20 protein-coding genes are annotated in these 18,120 nt (G+C 69.2%); 4 read left to right on the forward strand and 16 right to left on the reverse strand.

The genetic code is table 11. The features are described from left to right. Nucleotides 1-2: 2 nt before the first annotated feature. The 9 genes from JUB13_RS00485 to JUB13_RS00525 form a co-directional block, all read right to left on the reverse strand. The gene (locus JUB13_RS00485; protein WP_207476262.1) at nt 3-308 is read right to left on the reverse strand and encodes an urease subunit beta; all 306 of its coding nucleotides are present in this window, start codon (nt 306-308) and stop codon (nt 3-5) included. Between the two features lie 9 nt (nt 309-317). Next, complete coding sequence (locus tag JUB13_RS00490; protein WP_207476263.1) at nt 318-620, reverse strand: urease subunit gamma; 303 nt, start codon at nt 618-620, stop codon at nt 318-320. Between the two features lie 37 nt (nt 621-657). Then, complete coding sequence (locus JUB13_RS00495) at nt 658-1,509, reverse strand: urease accessory protein UreD (protein ID WP_207476264.1); 852 nt, start codon at nt 1,507-1,509, stop codon at nt 658-660. A gap of 62 nt (nt 1,510-1,571) precedes the next feature. Next, nucleotides 1,572-2,267 carry an urea ABC transporter ATP-binding subunit UrtE gene (urtE, locus tag JUB13_RS00500; protein WP_207476265.1) on the reverse strand — a complete coding sequence of 232 codons (696 nt, stop codon included), beginning with the start codon at nt 2,265-2,267 and terminating at the stop codon, nt 1,572-1,574. Between the two features lie 2 nt (nt 2,268-2,269). Beyond that, nucleotides 2,270-3,007: an urea ABC transporter ATP-binding protein UrtD gene (gene urtD / locus JUB13_RS00505; protein WP_207476266.1), complete on the reverse strand. Its 738-nt coding sequence runs from the start codon at nt 3,005-3,007 to the stop codon at nt 2,270-2,272. Between the two features lie 14 nt (nt 3,008-3,021). Further along, entirely contained in the window at nt 3,022-4,158 is a 1,137-nt protein-coding gene (gene urtC, locus JUB13_RS00510; protein WP_407928049.1) for an urea ABC transporter permease subunit UrtC, read from the reverse strand. A gap of 1 nt (nt 4,159) precedes the next feature. Further along, entirely contained in the window at nt 4,160-5,785 is a 1,626-nt protein-coding gene (gene urtB / locus JUB13_RS00515; RefSeq protein WP_207476267.1) for an urea ABC transporter permease subunit UrtB, read from the reverse strand. Between the two features lie 82 nt (nt 5,786-5,867). Beyond that, the gene (urtA, locus tag JUB13_RS00520) at nt 5,868-7,094 is read right to left on the reverse strand and encodes an urea ABC transporter substrate-binding protein (RefSeq protein ID WP_236024685.1); all 1,227 of its coding nucleotides are present in this window, start codon (nt 7,092-7,094) and stop codon (nt 5,868-5,870) included. Between the two features lie 399 nt (nt 7,095-7,493). After that, nucleotides 7,494-8,510, reverse strand: coding sequence for an NADP-dependent oxidoreductase (locus JUB13_RS00525; protein WP_207476271.1), 1,017 nt, complete (start codon nt 8,508-8,510; stop codon nt 7,494-7,496). A 56-nt stretch (nt 8,511-8,566) separates the two neighbouring features. Between JUB13_RS00525 and JUB13_RS00530 the strand changes: the two genes are divergently transcribed. Both JUB13_RS00530 and JUB13_RS00535 read left to right on the forward strand, forming a co-directional pair. Next, the gene (locus tag JUB13_RS00530) at nt 8,567-9,337 is read left to right on the forward strand and encodes a TetR/AcrR family transcriptional regulator (RefSeq protein ID WP_328702833.1); all 771 of its coding nucleotides are present in this window, start codon (nt 8,567-8,569) and stop codon (nt 9,335-9,337) included. A gap of 249 nt (nt 9,338-9,586) precedes the next feature. Continuing rightward, nucleotides 9,587-9,955: a cupin domain-containing protein gene (locus tag JUB13_RS00535; RefSeq protein ID WP_236024640.1), complete on the forward strand. Its 369-nt coding sequence runs from the start codon at nt 9,587-9,589 to the stop codon at nt 9,953-9,955. On the opposite strand, the gene xdhC is transcribed toward JUB13_RS00535, so the two are convergent. Genes xdhC through xdhA form a run of 3 tightly spaced genes read right to left on the reverse strand, consistent with a single transcriptional unit; the run spans nt 9,952 to nt 14,592 of the window. Next, entirely contained in the window at nt 9,952-10,764 is an 813-nt protein-coding gene (xdhC, locus tag JUB13_RS00540; protein ID WP_207476273.1) for a xanthine dehydrogenase accessory protein XdhC, read from the reverse strand. The genes JUB13_RS00535 and xdhC overlap by 4 nt on opposite strands. Then, complete coding sequence (gene xdhB, locus JUB13_RS00545) at nt 10,761-13,151, reverse strand: xanthine dehydrogenase molybdopterin binding subunit (RefSeq protein ID WP_207476275.1); 2,391 nt, start codon at nt 13,149-13,151, stop codon at nt 10,761-10,763. The genes xdhC and xdhB overlap by 4 nt, the downstream gene beginning before the upstream one ends. Then, on the reverse strand, nt 13,144-14,592 hold the full coding sequence (xdhA, locus tag JUB13_RS00550; RefSeq protein WP_207476277.1) for a xanthine dehydrogenase small subunit: 1,449 nt from the start codon (nt 14,590-14,592) through the stop codon (nt 13,144-13,146). The genes xdhB and xdhA overlap by 8 nt, the downstream gene beginning before the upstream one ends. Before the next feature lie 103 nt (nt 14,593-14,695). Between xdhA and uraD the strand changes: the two genes are divergently transcribed. Together uraD and uraH are read left to right on the forward strand one after the other, a co-directional pair. Continuing rightward, nucleotides 14,696-15,217 (forward strand): 2-oxo-4-hydroxy-4-carboxy-5-ureidoimidazoline decarboxylase, encoded by a 522-nt coding sequence (gene uraD / locus JUB13_RS00555; protein WP_207476279.1) that lies wholly within the window; start codon nt 14,696-14,698, stop codon nt 15,215-15,217. Nucleotides 15,218-15,230: 13 nt separating this feature from the next. After that, a complete protein-coding gene (gene uraH, locus JUB13_RS00560; RefSeq protein WP_207476281.1) occupies nt 15,231-15,587 on the forward strand; it encodes a hydroxyisourate hydrolase in 357 nt (118 codons plus the stop codon). 68 nt (nt 15,588-15,655) lie between these two features. Here uraH and JUB13_RS00565 read toward each other — a convergent pair whose 3' ends face one another. The 4 genes from JUB13_RS00565 to JUB13_RS00580 form a co-directional block, all read right to left on the reverse strand. Further along, nucleotides 15,656-16,285, reverse strand: a complete 630-nt coding sequence (locus JUB13_RS00565) for a glutathione S-transferase family protein (protein WP_207476284.1) — start codon at nt 16,283-16,285, stop codon at nt 15,656-15,658. 118 nt (nt 16,286-16,403) lie between these two features. Continuing rightward, nucleotides 16,404-16,643 (reverse strand): hypothetical protein, encoded by a 240-nt coding sequence (locus JUB13_RS00570; RefSeq protein ID WP_328702834.1) that lies wholly within the window; start codon nt 16,641-16,643, stop codon nt 16,404-16,406. Further along, a complete protein-coding gene (locus tag JUB13_RS00575; protein ID WP_207476286.1) occupies nt 16,640-17,119 on the reverse strand; it encodes a Fur family transcriptional regulator in 480 nt (159 codons plus the stop codon). Before JUB13_RS00575 ends, JUB13_RS00570 begins: the two co-directional genes overlap by 4 nt. A 55-nt stretch (nt 17,120-17,174) precedes the next feature. After that, on the reverse strand, nt 17,175-18,023 hold the full coding sequence (locus tag JUB13_RS00580) for a protein phosphatase CheZ (RefSeq protein ID WP_207476288.1): 849 nt from the start codon (nt 18,021-18,023) through the stop codon (nt 17,175-17,177). Nucleotides 18,024-18,120 lie beyond the last annotated feature (97 nt).

An 18,120-nucleotide genomic window follows, 5' to 3' on the forward strand; every position in this document is an offset into this window, starting at 1 on the left:
GCTCAGAGGCTCCCGTTCACCTTGCCGTTGAAGCCGAAGACCATCCGTCCGCCGGCATAGGGCACGAGCGTCACGCTGCGCACCTGGCCGGGCTCGAAGCGCACGGCCGTGCCGGCCGGGATGTCCAGCCGGTGCCCGTGCGCCTTCGCGCGGTCGAAGGACAGCGCCGGATTGGTCTCGGCGAAATGATAGTGGGATCCGACCTGGATCGGCCGGTCGCCGGTGTTCGAGACGTCGAGCGTGACCGTCGGCCGGCCGTCGTTCAGGACGATCTCGCCGGGAGCGGTGATGACTTCGCCTGGAATCATGGCCTTCCCCTATCGGATCGGGTTGTGGACGGTGACCAGCTTCGTCCCGTCGGGGAAGGTGGCCTCGACCTGGATCTCGTGGATCATCTCGGCGACGCCGGGCATCACCTGCTCGCGCGAGAGCACGGTGCCGCCGTCGCGCATCAGCTCGGCGACGGAGCGGCCGTCCCGCGCGCCCTCCACGACGAAGTCGGTGATCAGCGCCACTGCCTCGGGATGGTTCAGCTTCACGCCGCGCTCCAGCCTCCGACGCGCGACCACGGCCGCCATGGCGACCAGCAGCTTGTCCTTCTCGCGCGGTGTCAGGTTCATTCCCGCCTCCCCTTCTTATTCCGTTCAGCCCGCCCGATCACACATGCCAGAGCCGCGGCAGCCGCGCCGGGCGCCCCAGGAACGCCTCGCGCATGCCCGCCCAGAAGGCGCCGTAGGCGCCGCGCATGGCCCGCGCCTCGCGGCCGAGCCAGCGCACCAGCAGGATGTCCTCGACGATGCCGGCCGCAGCCCGGACACCGTCCGGCGGCGCGTCCAGCAGGTCCCGCGCCCTGTCGAGCAGCCCGGCCGCGCCCGGCCCCACGCAGAGGATCGTGCCGGTCGCGACCGCCCCGCCGTAGCAGGCGGGGTCATCCAGCACCGCGGCGCAGCCCCCGTCCAGGTGCTGGGCGTCGGCCCAGACCAGGCGGCCATCCCGCCGGATCTCCCAGGCGTCGCGCGCAAGGCCCCGGCGAAACCGTTCGCCCATGGCGGTGCGCCCGAAGACCAGCATCTCGCCCGCCATCAGCCGCGCATCGCCCGAGAGATCAGCCCGGGTGGTACGGCGGAGCCGCGCCTGGTCGAACAGGATCGTCTCCTGCGGCAACCATTCCAGGGCGCCGCCGGGCCCGGCGGCAAGCGCCACCTCCATCAGGCAGTCGGGCTCCGCGGAGCGGTAGACCTTCTCGGCTGCCTGCGTGGTGACAAGGGCTTCCGCGCCGTCGCGCACCTCGGCCCGTACGTCGAGCCGGTCGCCGCCCACCATGCCGCCCGAGGTCGTCACCAGCACCGCCCAGGGCGGCTCGCCCGCCGGGACGGTGGGGAACAGCACCTTGAGTGGGTCGTGCTGGTAGAGATGCGCAAGGCGCGACGCCCCGTCGGCATGACGGAAAGCGACCTCGGCGGTGCCATGGACCCGGAGCCTGGCTGGCGCGGGAACGGATACGGGCAATCACTTTCTCCCGCGCGGGACGGACGGCCTATTCAACCATGCAGGGCTCACAGCACAAGCCCTCAGACCGTCAGGTGCCGGCGGACCTCCTCGCCCTCCAGCCCGTCCCTGTCGCCGGACAGCACGACCTCGCCGCGATCCATCACCGCCCAGCGGTCGGCAAGCTCGCGGGCGAAGTCGAAATACTGCTCGACCAGCAGGATCGCCATGTCGCCGCGCGAGCGCAGATACGCGATGGCCCGCGCGATGTCCTTGATGATGGAGGGCTGGATGCCCTCCGTCGGCTCGTCCAGCACGAGGAGCCGCGGGCGTGTCACCAGCGCGCGGCCGATGGCGAGCTGCTGCTGCTGCCCGCCCGACAGGTCGCCGCCGCGGCGCGCCAGCATGGTCCTGAGCACCGGGAACAGCTCGAAGACCGTGTCGGGGATGGTCCGATCCGCACGGCCGAGCGGCGCGAACCCGGTCAGCAGGTTCTCGCGCACGCTGAGCAGCGGGAAGACCTCGCGCCCCTGGGGGACGTAGGCGATGCCGCGGCGCGCGCGCTCGAAGGGCGGGAGGCGCGCCAGATCCTGACCTTCCCAACGGATGGATCCCCGCGTGATGGCGCGATGGCCGACGATCGCGCGCAGCAGGCTCGTCTTGCCGACGCCGTTGCGGCCGAGCAGGCAGGTGACCTCGCCGGGGCGGACGTCGAGAGAGACGGCGCGCAGCGCCTGGGCGGCGCCGTAATGGAGGTCGACGGACCGGATTTCGAGCATTCTCAGCGTCCCAGATACACGTCGATGACCTGCTGGTTGGCGCTGACGGAATCGAGCGATCCCTCTGCCAGCACCGAGCCCTCGTGGAGGCACGTCACCTTCACCCCCAGGGCCCTGACGAAATGCATGTCGTGCTCGACAACGACCACCGACCGCGTCTCGGCGACGTCGCGCAGCAGCGCCGCCGTCTGCTCGGTCTCGGCGTCGGTCATGCCGGCGACGGGCTCGTCGACCAGCAGAAGGCGCGGCTCCTGGGCCAGCAGCATGCCGATCTCCAGCCACTGCTTCTCGCCGTGGGACAGGCCGCCGGCCAGCCGGTCTCGCCGGTCGCCCAGCCGGATCACCGCCAGGATCTCGTTGATGCGCGCGCGGTGCTCGGCGGCGGCCTTCCACATCAACGTGCTGAAAGGTCCGCGGGGCGCCTTCAGCGCCAGCTCCAGGTTGTCCCAGACGCTGAGATGCTCGAACACTGTGGGGCGCTGGAACTTGCGCCCGATGCCGAGCGTCGCGATGTCGTTCTCGCGCAGCTTGGTCAGGTCGGTGCCGCCGTCGAACAGCACCGTCCCGGACTGCGGGCGCGTCTTGCCGGTGATGACGTCCATCATGGTCGTCTTGCCTGCGCCGTTGGGGCCGATCACGGCCCGCATCTCGCCGGGCTGCAGGACCAGCGACAGGCCGTTCAGCGCCTTGAAGCCGTCGAAGCTGACGGTCACGCCGTCGAGATAGAGGAGCGATTCCATGCCGTGTCCTCCTCTCAGGGGCTCGCCTGCGGGACGTCGTCCGGCCGCCGGCGGCGATGGCTTTCCGCGCGGCTCCACAGGTCCGAAACGAGGCCCAGCACGCCGCGCGGCAGGTACAGCGTGACCAGCACGAAGAGGCCGCCCAGGGCGAAGAGCCAGAACTCCGGCATGGCGCTGGTGAACCAGCTCTTGCCGAAGTTCACCATGACCGCTCCGATGACCGCGCCGGTGAGCGTGCCGCGCCCGCCGACGGCCACCCAGATCACGGCCTCGATGGAGGCTGCGGGCGCGAACTCGCCGGGGTTGATGATGCCGACCTGCGGCACGTAGAGGGCGCCTGCCAGGCCCGCCATCATGGCCGAGAGCGTCCAGGCGAAGAGCTTGTAGCGCTCCACGTCGTAGCCGAGGAAGCGCACGCGGCTTTCCGCGTCGCGCAGGGCCGTCATCACCTTGCCGGCCTTGGAGGACACGACCCAGGCCGCCAGCAGGTAGCATAGGGCCAGGGCCAGGGCGGTTGCGGCAAAGAGCGCCGCGCGCGTGCCCGGGGCCTGCAGCTCGAAGCCCAGGATCTCCTTGAAGTCGGTCAGGCCGTTGTTGCCGCCGAACCCCATGTCGTTCCGGAAGAAGGCCAGTAGCAGCGCGAAGGTCAGCGCCTGGGTGATGATGGAGAGGTACACGCCCGTGACGCGCGAGCGGAAGGCGAACCAGCCGAAGGCGAAGGCCAGCAGCCCCGGCACCAGCAGCACCATCAGCGCCGCGAAGGGAAAGTGGTTGAAGCCGTACCAGTACCAGGGGAGCTCCTGCCAGTTCAGGAACACCATGAAGTCCGGCAGCACCGGATGGCCATAGACGCCACGCGGACCGATCTGCCGCATCAGGTACATGCCCATGGCGTAGCCGCCCAGGGCAAAGAAGGCGCCGTGGCCCAGCGACAGGATCCCGCAGTAGCCCCAGACCAGGTCGAGCGCCAGGGCCAGCAGGGCGTAGCAGAGATACTTGCCGAACAGGCCTGCGCTGTGGACCGACAGGGCGAAGGGCGATCCTTCGGGGATCAGCAGCACGGCGACGGGGACGTAGACCGCCGCGGCCAGCAGCAGGATCGGCAGGACCAGCTTGCTGCGGTCCAGGCCGCCGGGAAGCACCATGCGCATCTCAGGCCTCCACGGCCCGGCCGCGCAGGGCGAAGAGCCCGCGCGGACGCCGCTGGATGAAGAGGATGATGAGCACGAGCACGAAGATCTTTCCGAGCACGGCGCCGGCATAGGGCTCGAGCAGCTTGTTCACGGTGCCCAGCGCCAGCGCGCCGACCAGCGTGCCCCAGATGTTCCCGACCCCGCCGAACACCACCACCATGAAGCTGTCGATGATGTAGGCCTGGCCCAGGTTGGGGCTGACGTTGTCGATCTGGCTGAGCGCGACGCCGGCCAGGCCGGCGACGCCGGAGCCAAGGGCGAAGGCCATCGCGTCGACGCGCGGCGTGCGCATGCCCATGGCTGCGGCCATGGGTCGGTTCTGGGTGACGGCGCGGATCGTCAGCCCGAACCAGGTGCGGCGCAGGGCGACAACGAGCAGCGCGAAGACCGCCAGGGAGAAGACGACGATCCACAGCCTCCCGTAGGTGATGGACAGGCCGCCGAGCTCGAAGGCGCCGGACATCCACGACGGCGCGCCGACCTCGCGGTTGTTCGGTCCGAAGATCGAGCGGACGGCCTGCTGCAGGGCAAGGGAAATGCCCCAGGTCGCCAGCAGCGTCTCGAGCGGTCGGCCATAGAGCTTGCGGATCACGGTCCATTCGATGGCGAGGCCGACGCCCGCGGCGACGGCGAAGGCGACCGGCAGGGCCACCAGCAGCGAGAGGTCGAAGGCCTGCGGCGCATAGGCGCGGAAGACCTCCTGCACCACGAAGGTCGAATAGGCCCCCAGCATCACCATCTCGCCATGGGCCATGTTGATGACGCCCATCACTCCGAAGGTGACCGCGAGCCCGATGGCGGCCAGCAGCAGGACCGAGCCGAGGGAGAGCCCGTACCAGAGGTTCTGCAGCGCGTCCCAGAACAGCATGCGCTGCTCGATATCGGTGACGACCGAGGCCGCGCGCTGCTTCAGCGCGGCCGGAGCCGCCGCATCGCGCGAGAGCCCGGTGAGGAGCGAGAGCACCTCCCGGTCGCCGCGCTCGCCCAGCGTGTCGATGGCCGCGAGCTTCTGCTCCTCGGGCGCCGAGGCCGAGGCGAGGATCACCGAGGCCCGGGCCTCGGCCATGGCCTGCTTCACGGATGCGTCCGTCTCGCGCCCGAGCGCCGTATCGAGGGTTTCGAGCGCCGCGGCGTCGCGGCTCTTGAAGACGGCGTGGGCCGCGTTCAGGCGGATGCGCGGATCCGGGCTCATCAGCGTCAGGCTGCCGATGGCCGCGCGGATCGAGCGGCGCAGGGAGTTGTTGATGCGGATCTTGTCCACCACCGCCGGCGCGGCCGTGCCGAGCGATGCGCCGCTCAGCGGATCGGTCAGCGCCATCTCGGCGCCCTGGCGCCGGGCGACGACCACGTCGCCTTCGGGCTTGCGGACGTGCAGGTCGCCCGCCAGCAGCGCCTCCAGCACCGGGACGGCGGCAGGCTCCCCGGCCTCGGCCATCCCGGCCACCGCGCGCTCGGTGCCGTCGAAGCCGCCCGCGCCCAGCATCCGGACGAGTGGCGCCAGATCGGCTGCGCCGGCCGGGCCGGCGGCGCCCTGGGCGGCGAGCAGGAGGCAGAGCCCGGCCAGCAGGCGGATCAAGCTGTTCATCATGGGGTCCCCGGGGATCGGGGAGGCGGGCGCGAACCCGCCTCCCCCGTTTCGTGCCGCCCTCGGGCGGCGCGCGGCGGCGTCAGGCTCCCTTGCCGCCGCACTTCCCGGTCTTCACGTTGAAGTTGCCGCAGCCCATCGGGGCGCGCCAGTCGGAGATCAGGTCCTTCGAGTCCGGCAGGAAGTCCGACCACTCGTCGCCGACGACCAGGCCCGGCGTCTTCGAGACGATCTCGAACTGGCCGTCCTCCTGGATCTCGCCGATCAGCACGGGCTTGGTGATGTGGTGGTTCGGCATCATGGCCGAGTAGCCGCCGGTCAGGTTCGGCACGGTCACGCCGACGATGGCGTCGATCACGGCGTCGGGGGCGGTCGTCCCGGCCTTCTCGACGGCCTTCACCCACATGTTGAAGCCGATGTAGTGGGCCTCCATGGGATCGTTGGTCACGCGCTTCTCGTCCTTGATGAAGGACTTCCACTGCTTGATGAAGGCCGAGTTGACGGGATCCTCGACCGACATGAAGTAGTTCCAGGCCGCGAGATGGCCGACCAGCGGCTTGGTGTCGATGCCGGCCAGTTCCTCCTCGCCGACCGAGAAGGCGACGACGGGGATGTCCTCGGCCTTGATGCCCTGGTTTCCGAGCTCCTTGTAGAACGGCACGTTGGCATCGCCGTTGATCGTCGACACGACCGCCGTCTTCTTGCCCGCCATGCCGAACTTCTTGATGTCGGCAACGATCGACTGCCAATCGGAATGCCCGAACGGCGTGTAGTTGATCATGATGTCCTCGGCCTTGACGCCCTTGGACTTCAGGTAGGTCTCGAGGATCTTGTTCGTGGTGCGCGGGTAGACGTAGTCGGTGCCGGCAAGGACCCAGCGCTGCACCTTCTCCTTCTCGGCGAGATAGTCGACCGCCGGGATCGCCTGTTGGTTCGGCGCGGCGCCGGTGTAGAAGACGTTGCGGGACGATTCCTCGCCCTCGTACTGCACGGGGTAGAAGAGCAGCCCGTTCATCTCCTCGAAGACCGGAAGCACGGACTTGCGCGAGACCGAGGTCCAGCAGCCGAACACGGCCGCGACCTTGTCCTTGGTCAGGAGGTCACGCGCCTTCTCGGCAAAGAGAGGCCAGTTGGACGCGGGATCGACGACCACCGCCTCGAGCTTCTTGCCGAGAACGCCACCCTTCTTGTTCTGCTCCTCGATGAGCATCAGCATGGCGTCCTTCAGCGTCGTCTCGCTGATGGCCATGGTGCCGGAGAGCGAATGGAGGATGCCGACCTTGATGGTCTCCTGCGCCTGGGCAGCCATCGGGGCGGCCAGGATCGCGGCGGACAGGGCGGCGCCCGATGCAAAGGCGAGAACGCGGTCTTTCAGGAACATGCAGACCCCCAGCTTGTTGGTCGGGCGCGCCGCCCGACGCGGGGTCCAGGAGCAAGAGGCATGCCATCGCGGGCCCGCGTTGCGGCGGAGACCCGCGGCCGGTACGCCGGGCGGCCCAGGCGCGGCCGGGCGGGATACCACCATCGGCCGGCCATCGGCCGGCGCCGAATATGACTGCACAAATTTTATGCTTCTGGTTGCGGCGTGCGCAGCGGCCCGAAAAACGGGCAGATCGCCAGATGCCCAGCGATTGGGCACGCGCTGCGGGTGCGCCAACCCGCGGGATCCATCGTTCGACCCATCCCTGAGCGGGGCCAGGCGCAGGCCTCAGCCAAGCCTCGCAATCAGCTTGCCGGTGTTGCTGCCGTCGAACAGCCTCAGAAAAGCGCCCGGGATGTTCTCGAACCCGTCGACGAACTCCTCCCTGTACCTGATCCTGTCCTGAGACACCCAGGATCTCATCTCCACGGCAAACTCGGGATAGGCGTCGAAGTGGTCCGTCAGCGAGAAGCCGCGAATGACAATGAACCGGTAGAGAAACGCCTTCAGCAACTCGGGGAGACGGTTCGGACCATCGGAAGCACCGGGGAACGCGTATTGCGCGATGGTGCCGCAGATGACGATCTGCGCCTTCATGTTGAAATACGGCATCAACGCCTCGAAAAGCCGCCCCCCGACATTCTCGAAGAGCGTGTCGATGCCGTCGGGCAATGCGCGGGCGAGTTGCTCGGCGAAGTCGGGCGCCTTGTAGTCGACCGCTTCGTCGAGGCCGAGCTCCTCCTTCAGATAGCGCACCTTCTCAGGCCCGCCGGCGATGCCGACGACGCGATGGCCCCGCAGCTTCGCGATCTGCGCTGCAACCGAACCCACCGATCCGGCCGCGGCAGTAACGACGAAGGTGCCGCCGGGCTTCGGATCGAGAAACCTCGTGGTCCCAATCCATGCAGTCAGGCCGGTATGGCCAAGCACGCCGAGCGCGGTCGACAGCGGCGCCGCCTCGGGATCGACCTTCATGAGGTCGGAGCCATCGGAAAGCCCGTACTCCCGCCAGCCTGACCAACTGACGACATGATCGCCCACGGCGAATTCTGGATTTCCGCTCCGTTCCACGACCGCGACCGTCGGGCCCGGCATGGTCTGGCCAATATCAATCGGAGGCAGTTCGGTGGACGCATTGCCCATCAGGTTGCGCTGATACGGGTCCACCGAGATCAGCAGATTGCGGAACAGCACCTCGCCGTCCCCTGGGACCGGGATCGGGCGTTCGACGAACTCGAAGTCACTCGGCCTCGCGTGGCCGTTCGGGCGTGCAGCCAATACGATCTGGCGGTTCAGGGCCTTCACCTTCTCACTTCCTTCAAGCCGGGGAGCTTCGGAGTACGGGTGAGCAGCGACAGGTCGTGTCGCCGGTTCTGCACCCGCCGCGCCTTTATTACGTATCGATCGACACAGAATTCCTAGACGCCTTGCGGAGGCTCGTCAACGGATTTAGATATCGACCGATGCAAAAATCAGATCCGACGCCGAAGACCGACGTGGCGGCACCGGGCCGCGGCCGCGGGCGGCCTCGCGCATTCGATCGCGAAACCGCGTTGGCGAAGGCGACCCGCCTATTCTGGTCCAAGGGATACGAGGCGACGTCGATCACCGACCTCACAGAGGCGATGGGCATCGGATCGCCCAGCCTGTACGCAGCTTTCGGCTCCAAGGAAGCGCTCTACGCCGAAGCCCTGCGTCATTACCGCGAGAATTACGAGGCGCTGGTCTGGGCCGGCTTCTTCGCGGCCGCCACGGCCCGCGACGCGGTCAGGTCGCTGCTTTGGGATTCGGCTGCGGCGCTTACGGGATATCCCGGCGATATTCCCAGCGGCTGCATGGTGACGCTCTCGTCCGTCGGCAGCGAAGGCCACCTGGAACTCGGCAATCTCGTGCGATCAGCCCGTGCAATTACGCTCGACCGCCTCGAGGAGCGCCTGAACCGGGCCGTTGCGGACCACGAAATCCCGGCGTCGCTCGACGTCCACGCGCTCGCCCGCTTCGTCCAGACCGTCCAGAACGGCATGTCGATCCTGGCTCGCGACGGCGCCAGCCGTGCCGAGCTGGAAGACGTGGCCGAAGTCGCGATGCTGGGATGGGACGCTCGCGTGTCCAGTCCCCATCACCGAACGTGAACTTCACCAACCATGGATCCCGTCTGACGGGCTGAGCAGGCGCAGCTACCATCGGATGAAGGCGAGCTTGAGCATTGCATGTAGCTGGTGGCGAGCTTCTCGTGTCGGGCCGAACACTTTCCTTATGGCTTGGAGTCCCGACCAACGGCGCCGCCGCGTGAGCGGTGACCGCTCATTGCAAAAAGTATCCGGCCAAAGGCGCTGACGGGATTATCGCGCTGGACCGGGTTATCGCGTGGGGAGGTCCACTTGCCGAAGGCAGTGAACATCGGTGCATCCCTAGATGCCGTTGCTCAAACTTGGGCGCCAAAGGTCATTGGCCAGGTCAACGATCAATACGTCAAGGTTGCCAAGCTGCATGGCGAACTCATGTGGCATAAGCACGACGAAGAAGATGAGTTATTTTGGGTTATCCAGGGCCACCTCAAAATCGAGCTGGAGGGGCAAGGTACTGTTCATCTTCGCCCGGGTGAGTTCTTTGTTGTGCCCAAGGGCACGATGCACAACCCGGTTGCCGACGACGAGTGTTGGATCGTGCTCATCGAAACCGTGAGCACCAAGCACACCGGGGATGTGGTCACGGAGCGTACCCGCTCGATTGAAGAGCAGCTGTCCTAGTCACGCACCGCTACGGCTGCGGCTGCGACGGGGATCGGAGCGAGGCAAGGCAACTCGGCCAGACGCAGGATATCGGCCGCGACCGCGATGGCGATGGCGCGCGGGTGCTTGTCCCGGATGCCGGCGACGCCGACGGGGCAGGACAGCCGGGCGGGATCAAGACCACGCGCGGCAAGGCGCTTCTCGAACCGGGCCCGCTTGGTCGCGCTGCCGATCAGGCCGAGCCATCGGAAGGCACCCCGTCGTAGCACTGTCTCGACCAGCCGCAGGTCAAGCTCGTGGCTGTGCGTCATCACCAGGAAGGCGGCATCGGCCGGCGCCTCCAGCACCTCGGCCTCGGGAACGTCGCTGACGATCCGCCGGATGCCCGTCGGCACCGCGGCGGGAAACTCGTCCTCGCGCGGGTCGATCCACTGGATGGCGATACCGGGAAGGCCGCCCAGCACGGAAGCCACCTCCCGCCCGACATGACCGGCGCCGAACAGATAGAGAGTCAGGCCTGGCGGCAGCACCGGCTCCAGGAGCAGCGTCACCTTTCCCCCGCAGCACTGGCCGAGCGCGGGCCCCAGCGGCAGCGTTTCCAGGACCGGGGAGCGTGCGCCGTCGCGCAGCAGCCGCCTTGCGCGCTGCACGGTCTCGAACTCCAGCGTGCCGCCGCCGATGGTGCCGGCCTGGCGCGCCGCGGTGACCAGCATCTTCGCCCCGGCCTCGCGCGGAGCCGAGCCCTCGACCGCAGCGACCGTCACCAGCACCGCCGCCTCCCGCGCACCGCGGCAGGCGGCAAGCGCGGCGAGCCAGTCCCCGCTCATGGTCCCGCCCATGGGCCTGCCGCGCCGAGCGCCCGCACGGCCTCGCAGGCCATCAGGACCCGCTCGGGCGTGGCCGGCGCGTCGAGATGGACGGGGAACCTGTGCCCGCCGACCGCCGCGACGGCGTCCTTCAGCGCGAGATAGCCGCTGATGGCCAGCATCAGCGGCGGCTCGCCGACGGCCTTGGAGCGGTGCACGACATCCTCGCGGTTCGGCTGGTTCGCGACCAAGCGGACCCGGAAATCCGCGGGAACGTCGCGGCCCGTCGGGATCTTGTAGGTGCTGGGCGCATGGGTGCGCAGCCTGCCGTGTGCGTCCCACCAGAGCTCCTCGAAGCTCAGCCAGCCGAGGCCCTGAACGTAGCCGCCCTCGACCTGTCCCAGGTCGATCGCCGGGTTGACCGAGGTGCCGCAGTCGTGCAGCAGGTCGGCCCTCAGGAAGCGGTACTCGCCGGTCAGCGTGTCGACCAGCACCTCGGTCGCGGCCGCCCCGCAGGCGAAGTAGTAGAAGGGCCGACCGCGCGCCTCGGTCCGGTCCCACCAGATTTTCGGGGTGCGGTAGTAGCCGGCCGCCGACAGGTGGATCCGGTTCACGTAGGCCAGGTGGCAGGCCTCGGCGAAGGCGAGCGTCCGCCCGCCCACGGCGACGATCCCGTCCCTGAAGGCGACGGACTCGGCCGGCTCCGCGAAGTGCTCGGCCAGGAACAGGGTCATCCGGTTGCGGATCTCACGCGCGGCGCGCAGGGCCGCGGCGCCGTTCAGGTCGGTGCCCGAGCTGGCCGCGGTCGGCGAGGTGTTCGGGACCTTGCCGGTCGAGGTCGCCATGATCCGGACCCGGTCGAGACCCACGCCGAACTCCGTCGCGACGAGCTGGGCGACCTTGGTGTGGACGCCCTGCCCCATCTCCGTCCCGCCGTGGTTCAGCTGGATCGACCCGTCCTGGTAGAGATGGACCAGCGCCCCCGCCTGGTTCATGTGGGTCGCCGTGAACGAGATGCCGAACTTCACCGGCGTCAGCGCCAGCCCCTTCTTCAGCACGCGGTGCGCGGCGTTGAACGCATCGATGGCGCGGCGGCGCTCGCGATAGGCGCAGGAGGCCTCGAGATCGTCCATCAGCGCCGCTAGCAGGGGGCCGTCCTCGACGGGCTGATGGTAGTGCGTGAGATCCCGGCCGGGCCCGTAGAGATTGGCCCTGCGCACGTCGAGCGGATCGCGGCCCAGGGCGCGGGCGATCTCGTCCACGACGTACTCGATGGCGACCATGCCCTGCGGCCCGCCGAAGCCGCGGAAGGCCGTGTTGCTGACGGTGTTCGTCTTGCAGCGCAGGCCAGTGACGGTCGCATTGGCCAGGAAATAGGCGTTGTCGGCATGGAACATCGCGCGGTCGACCACCGCGTTCGACAGGTCCGGCGACATCCCGCAGCGCGCAGCCAGATCCATCTCGATCCCCTGGATGCGGCCCTCCTCGTCGAAGCCGACCTCGTAACGCACCTGGAAATCGTGGCGCTTGCCCGTCATCACCATGTCGTCGTCGCGGTCCATCCGGTACTTCACCGGACGTCCCGTGGCATCGGCCAGCAGCGCGGCGATGCAGGCGATCAGCGCGGGCTGAGTCTCCTTCCCGCCGAAGCCGCCTCCCATGCGGCGCACCTCGACCGTCACATGCGCGTCCGGCCGCCCCAGGACCTTGGCGATCAGGTGCTGGACCTCGCTGGGATGCTGGGTCGAGCTGTGGACCAGCATGTCGCCGTCCTCGCGCGGCAGCGCATAGGCGATCTGGCCCTCGAGGTAGAAATGGTCCTGGCCACCCATCGCGAAGGAGCCGGAGAGCCGGCGCGGCGCGGCCGCCAGCGCCGCCGCGCTTTCGCCCAGCCGCATGGTCAGGCCCGGTCCGACGTAGCTGCCCGCCTCCAGCGCCTCGTCAACCGTCAGGATCGCCGGCAGGTCCTCGTACTCGGCCTCGATCAGCGCGGCAGCGGCGCGCGCCTGGCCCGGGGTCTCGGCGGCGATGGCCGCGACGGCCTGGCCCACATACTCCACGAGTTCCGGCGCGAGGACAGGATCACCGGGAAAGACGGGCCCGATATCCACCGCGCCCGGAACGTCCCCTGCGGTCAGCACCGCATGCACGCCCGGCGCCCGGCGCGCCGCCGAGACGTCCAGGCGCAGGATCCGAGCATGGGCGCGCGGCGACTGGAGCACATAGGCGTGGAGCGTGCCCGGCAGCTCCGGGATGTCGTCGGTGTAGACAGCCTCGCCGCTGACATGCTTGGCGGCGCTGTCATGGGGGACGGGATCGCCGGCGGCGCCGCGCAGGCGCGCCGGGCCGGGGTTGGCATCGTGGACGGGGCCAGGGGTGGTGGGACCGAAGCCGGGCTCGTCACGCATCCGCGGCCTCCAGCAGCTCTGCCTGCCCGGTGCTCTCCAGGTGGAAACGCATCAGCAGGTTGCGCGCCACCAGAATCCGGTATGCGGCGCTGGCGCGCATGTCGTTCAGCGGGGCGAAGTCGGTGCCCAGCGCCTCCATGGCGGCGGCCACGGTCTCGAGGGTCCAGGGCCTGCCGACCAGCGCCGCCTCGGCCCCCGCGGCCCGCTTCGGGATCTCGGCCATGCCTCCGAAGGCGAGCCGTGCCTCCGTCACCACGCCCTCCTCCAGCGTCACGCTGAAACCAGCTGCGACGGCCGAGATGTCCTGATCGCGGCGCTTGGAGACCTTGTAGGTCGCGAAGGTGCCGCCCGGGACCGACGGCACCTCGACCGCCTCCAGGAACTCGCCGGGCAGAAGCGCCGTGCGCCGGTAGCCCAGGAAGTAGTCCTCGATGGGGATCGTGCGCCGCAGCCCGGCGCGGTTCAGGATCAGCCGCGCGCCAAGCGCGATCAGGGCCGGCATGCCGTCGCCGATGGGCGAGGCGTTGGCGATGTTGCCGCCGATGGTGCCCGAGTTCCTGATCTGCGCCGAGCCCAGGCGCCGTACCAGCGCGCCGAAGGCGGGCCAGCGGCTGGCAAGGACCGGCAGCGCCGCGGCATAGCTGACGCCGGCGCCCAAGACGATGCGGTCGGGTTCCTGCGCGATCCGGCGCAGCTCGGCGACGTCGCCGAGCCAGACCACGGGATCAGGCCGGCGGTGCTGCTTGGTCACCCACAGCCCTACATCCGTGGCCCCCGCCAGCAGCGTCGCGTCGGGATGCGCATCGAGAAGCGCCTGCAGCTCGGCAAGGCAGCGCGGGGCGAACCAGCGTCGGCCGTCGGGTCCCGTGAGAGCGAGCCCCGTGTCCCGCCGCAGCCCTTCCAGCAGCGCGAGCATGCGTGGCTCCTCGACGGCGAAGCGGTCGGCCCGCGACGCGGCACCAACCCGGCGCGCGGCGTCCAGGATCGGTCGGTAGCCCGTGCAGCGGCAGAGATTCCCGGCCAGCGCGTCCTGGATGCCCTCTTCGTCCTTCAGCCCCTCCTCCCGGTGGAACTCCGCGAAGAGGGACATCACGAAGCCGGGTGTGCAGAAGCCGCACTGGCTGCCGTGATGATCGACCAGCGCCTGCTGCACGGGATGAAGCGGCCCTCGGGGCTCGCGCAGGTCCTCGACGGTCAGGAGCTGGCGTCCGTCGAGCATGGGCAGGAACAGGATGCAGGCATTCACGGCGCGATAGGAGATGCGGCCGTCATCGACGCTCCCCAGGACGACCGTGCAGGCCCCGCAGTCACCCTCGGCGCAGCCCTCCTTCGTGCCGGTGCGTCCCTGTGCGCGCAGCCACTGCAGGACAGTCGTCGTGGGATCGGGGTCGCTGACCTCCACGACGCGGTCGCCCAGCACGAACCTGACGGTACCCGGCATATCCCCTCAGCGGGCTGCGATATCGCAGCCAGTATGGGCTCCGCGCCGGGGGGCCGCAACGGGCGGCTGGCGCGGGACCGGCGGCCGGGGTAAGGAGAGAGGCATGAGCCAGCAACCCCTTGCCATGGCGGCGGTCAACGCCCTTGGGCGCGATGCCTTCGTCGCTGCATTCGGACAGGTCTTCGAGCATGCGCCCTGGATCGCCGCCGAGGCCTGGGAGGCCCGGCCCTTCGCCGATCCGGACGCGCTGCACGGCGCCATGATGGCCGCGATCGAGCGCGCCTCGCCCGAACGCCGCCTGGCGCTGCTGCGTAGCCACCCCGAGCTGGCCGGCGAGGCCATGCGCCAGCGCCTGCTGACAGCCGCCTCGACCGACGAGCAGAGGGGGGCCGGCCTGACTGCGCTCGGCCCCGAGGACGGGGCGCGGTTCGACGCGCTCAACGCCGCCTATCGGGAGCGCTTCGGCTTCCCCTTCATCATCGCCGTGCGCGAACATACGAAGGACAGCATCCTGGACGCCTTCGCGCGCCGCCTGGCGGCCGAGCCCGCGGAGGAGATCCGGACCGCGCTCGGCCAGGTCGCGCGGATCGCGCGCCACCGGATCGCGGCCATGATCACGGGATAAGGGGAGCTGCGCGATGGGACGGCTGACGACTCATGTGCTCGACACCGCGGCGGGCCGGCCGGCCGGAAACCTGAGGGTGGAGCTCTTCGCCGTCGAGCCGGATGGAACCACGCGCCGTCTGGACGCGCGCACGACCAATGCCGACGGGCGCACCGACCGGCCGCTGCTGGAGGGTGCGGCGTTCAGACCCGGACATTACGAGCTTCGCTTCCACCTGGCGGAGTATTTCCGCGCGGCTGGCGTGCCGCTCTCCGACCCGCCCTTCCTGGACATCGTCCCGTTGCGCTTCGCCCTGGCGGAGCCCGACGGCCACTACCATGTGCCCCTCCTCGCCAGTCCCTGGTCCTATTCCACATACCGCGGAAGCTGAGCCCAGCGCCGCAGCGCGAGCCGGCACGGAAGCGGAGGGGTTCAACCGCCGCGCCGGCCCGAGCGGCCTCACGCGATGTCGAGTCCTTCCGCTTCCAGCGTCCGGCGCACGGCCGGACGCTGCAGCATGCGATCCTTGTGGGCCGTATAGGCCGCGAGCTCGCCCATCGGGAGCTCGATCCGGCGGCCCCAGCGGTAGAACACGAACATGTAGGGGTCGCAGACGGAATACCGCTCGCCCAGGGCCCATTCGCGCCCCGTCAGCATGCGCTCGATCTCCTGGAGATGATTCAAGAAGGCGGCGCGGCCGGTCTCCTTGATGGCCGGGTGCGCCGTCTCGTCCGCGGCATAGCGTTCGGGGCGGAAGATATGGGCGTAGGCCACGTGCACGGTGCTGGCCAGCCAAGACATGATTGAGATGCAGCGGGCCTCGGCCAGCGCATCCCCGGCCGGGATCAGACCCGCGTCGGGATAGCTGCGCGCGATGTAGTGAAGGATCGCCGGGTTCTCGACCAGCACGTCCGAGCCGATGCGCAGCGCGGGAACGCGGCCACGCGGATTTATCGCCAGATAGGCTTCGGAGCGCTGCTCGCCCTTGGAGAGCGCCACCGGCGTGGCCTCGTAGCGGGCGCCGGCCTCTTCGAGGGCAATATGGGGAGCCAGCGAACAGGCGCCGGAGGCGTAGAACAGGGTCAGCATCGATACCTCGGATGATCGGAACCGGGCCGATGCTGGCGCGTGCGGCGCGCCCTGTCCAGGGGCAGGCCCCGGGAAGGAGCCGAGTGGCCGTGCGGGGTTTCGCGGGCGGCGGAGCGGATCAGTGGCGCGGGCCGTCCCACACCCATTCCGAGACGATGGTCTGCGCCTCGGCGCTCGGCGTCTCGGGATGATAGTAGTGATAGACCGTGAGCGCCGCCTCGAATGCGTAGCGCTCCGGCTGGCCGCGGTCGCGCAGCTCCGCATAGGCGCGCTGCACCGCGGGGCGGCAGCAATCCGACCCGGGGCCGCAGGCGCTGCGGGACAGGGGCGTCCTTTCGGGCGAGGGCCGGTCCTTCACTCCCCACTCCCGCGCTTCTGGTCGAGCGGTACGCCGTAGAGCTCAAGCCGGTGCCCCAGGAGGTCGTAGCCGAGGTCGCGCGCGATGCGCTCCTTCAGAAGCTCGAGCTCTTCGCACTGGAACTCCACGACCCGCCCGCTCTGCAGGTCGATCAGATGGTGGTGATGCTCGTCCCGGGCCTCCTCGAAGCGGGCACGCCCGTCGCCGAAGTCGAGCCGCTCGATCACGCCCACGTCCTCGAGCAGCTTCACCGTGCGGTATACCGTCGCAATGCTAATCTTGTCGTCCAGGGCCGAGGCCCGCCGGTAGACCTCCTCGACGTCGGGATGGTCCTTCGCCTCCGACAGGACGCGCGAGATCGTGCGCCGCTGCCCCGTCATCTTCAGCCCCTTCTTGAGGCAGAGCGTCTCCAGGCGCGACGGGCCGCGCTCGATGGCGGGGTCCTGCGTCCTGGACGGGGGTGCGCCATCGCGCATGGGCGTCTCCTTCATATGGTACGATACTCTCTATTGTGCCGCGCGGCTGCCCCGCTCATCCAAAGAGCGCGTCGACGGCGGACTGGTCCAGGGCCGGCGGCGCGTCGATCACATCGGCCGGCGCCGAGGCCGGCAGCACCGGCGCCGCCGCCTCCCGGACACCTGCCTGCGACGCCTTGGGCGCGGCGGACCGCCCTGGCGCTGCACCGCCGAAGCCGGACATCAGCCGGTCGATCTCGTCCTGGCTGTTGCCGTCCGCGGAGGGTCCGTTCAGCAGGTGAGCGTCCGGGCGCTTGTCCTCCGGCCCGGCGGGCGCCCTGGCGGAATCCTCGCTGCTTACGCCCCAGAGCGCGATCAGCGTGGCGATCCGCTGCTCGATGTAGCGCAGCGCGTTGATCACCTTGGTGGTTCGCTGTCCCGTCAGGTCCTGGAAGGAGCAGGAGGTGAAGATGGTCATCACCTGGTCCTCGATCTCCGAGGCCAGCTCGGGGCCGGGGCCGCCCTCCCGCAGCCTGGCGAGGAGCTCGAGGATGCGCTCGGCCGCGCCCAGGATCTCGGACGAGGCGCGCTCGGTCGACAGGATGATGGCATCGAGCTCGTTGGTTGCCGAGACGATCCGGTCCTTGCCCTGGTCGTCGGCCGGCTTGATCGCCGCGATCTCGCGCCGGGCCTGGGAAATCGACGCGCTCATGTCCTGGAGCTCGTGGCGGAGCACCGCGACCCGGTTCACGAGGTTCGTCGCCTCGCTCTGCCGCTGCCAGAGATCGCGCAGCTCGCCGACGAGTGCACGAACCTCGTGAACGGCCGTCCCCTCTGAACGCCTACTGTGCTCGCGCAGGAATGCGCGCCCGCGAGGAGTTCTTGCGATGAACTCCTCGATCTGAAGATATTCCGACTCTGCCAAAGGCGCCGCTTCGGACATCGCTCCCCCGACAGGCCCTGCGATCCTGGGCCCATATAGCCACCGCTGCCGCGGAATGGCAATCCGATGCATCTGTTTC

The organism is Arenibaculum pallidiluteum, from assembly GCF_017355985.1.
In the GTDB taxonomy this organism is placed as follows: domain Bacteria; phylum Pseudomonadota; class Alphaproteobacteria; order Azospirillales; family Azospirillaceae; genus Arenibaculum; species Arenibaculum pallidiluteum.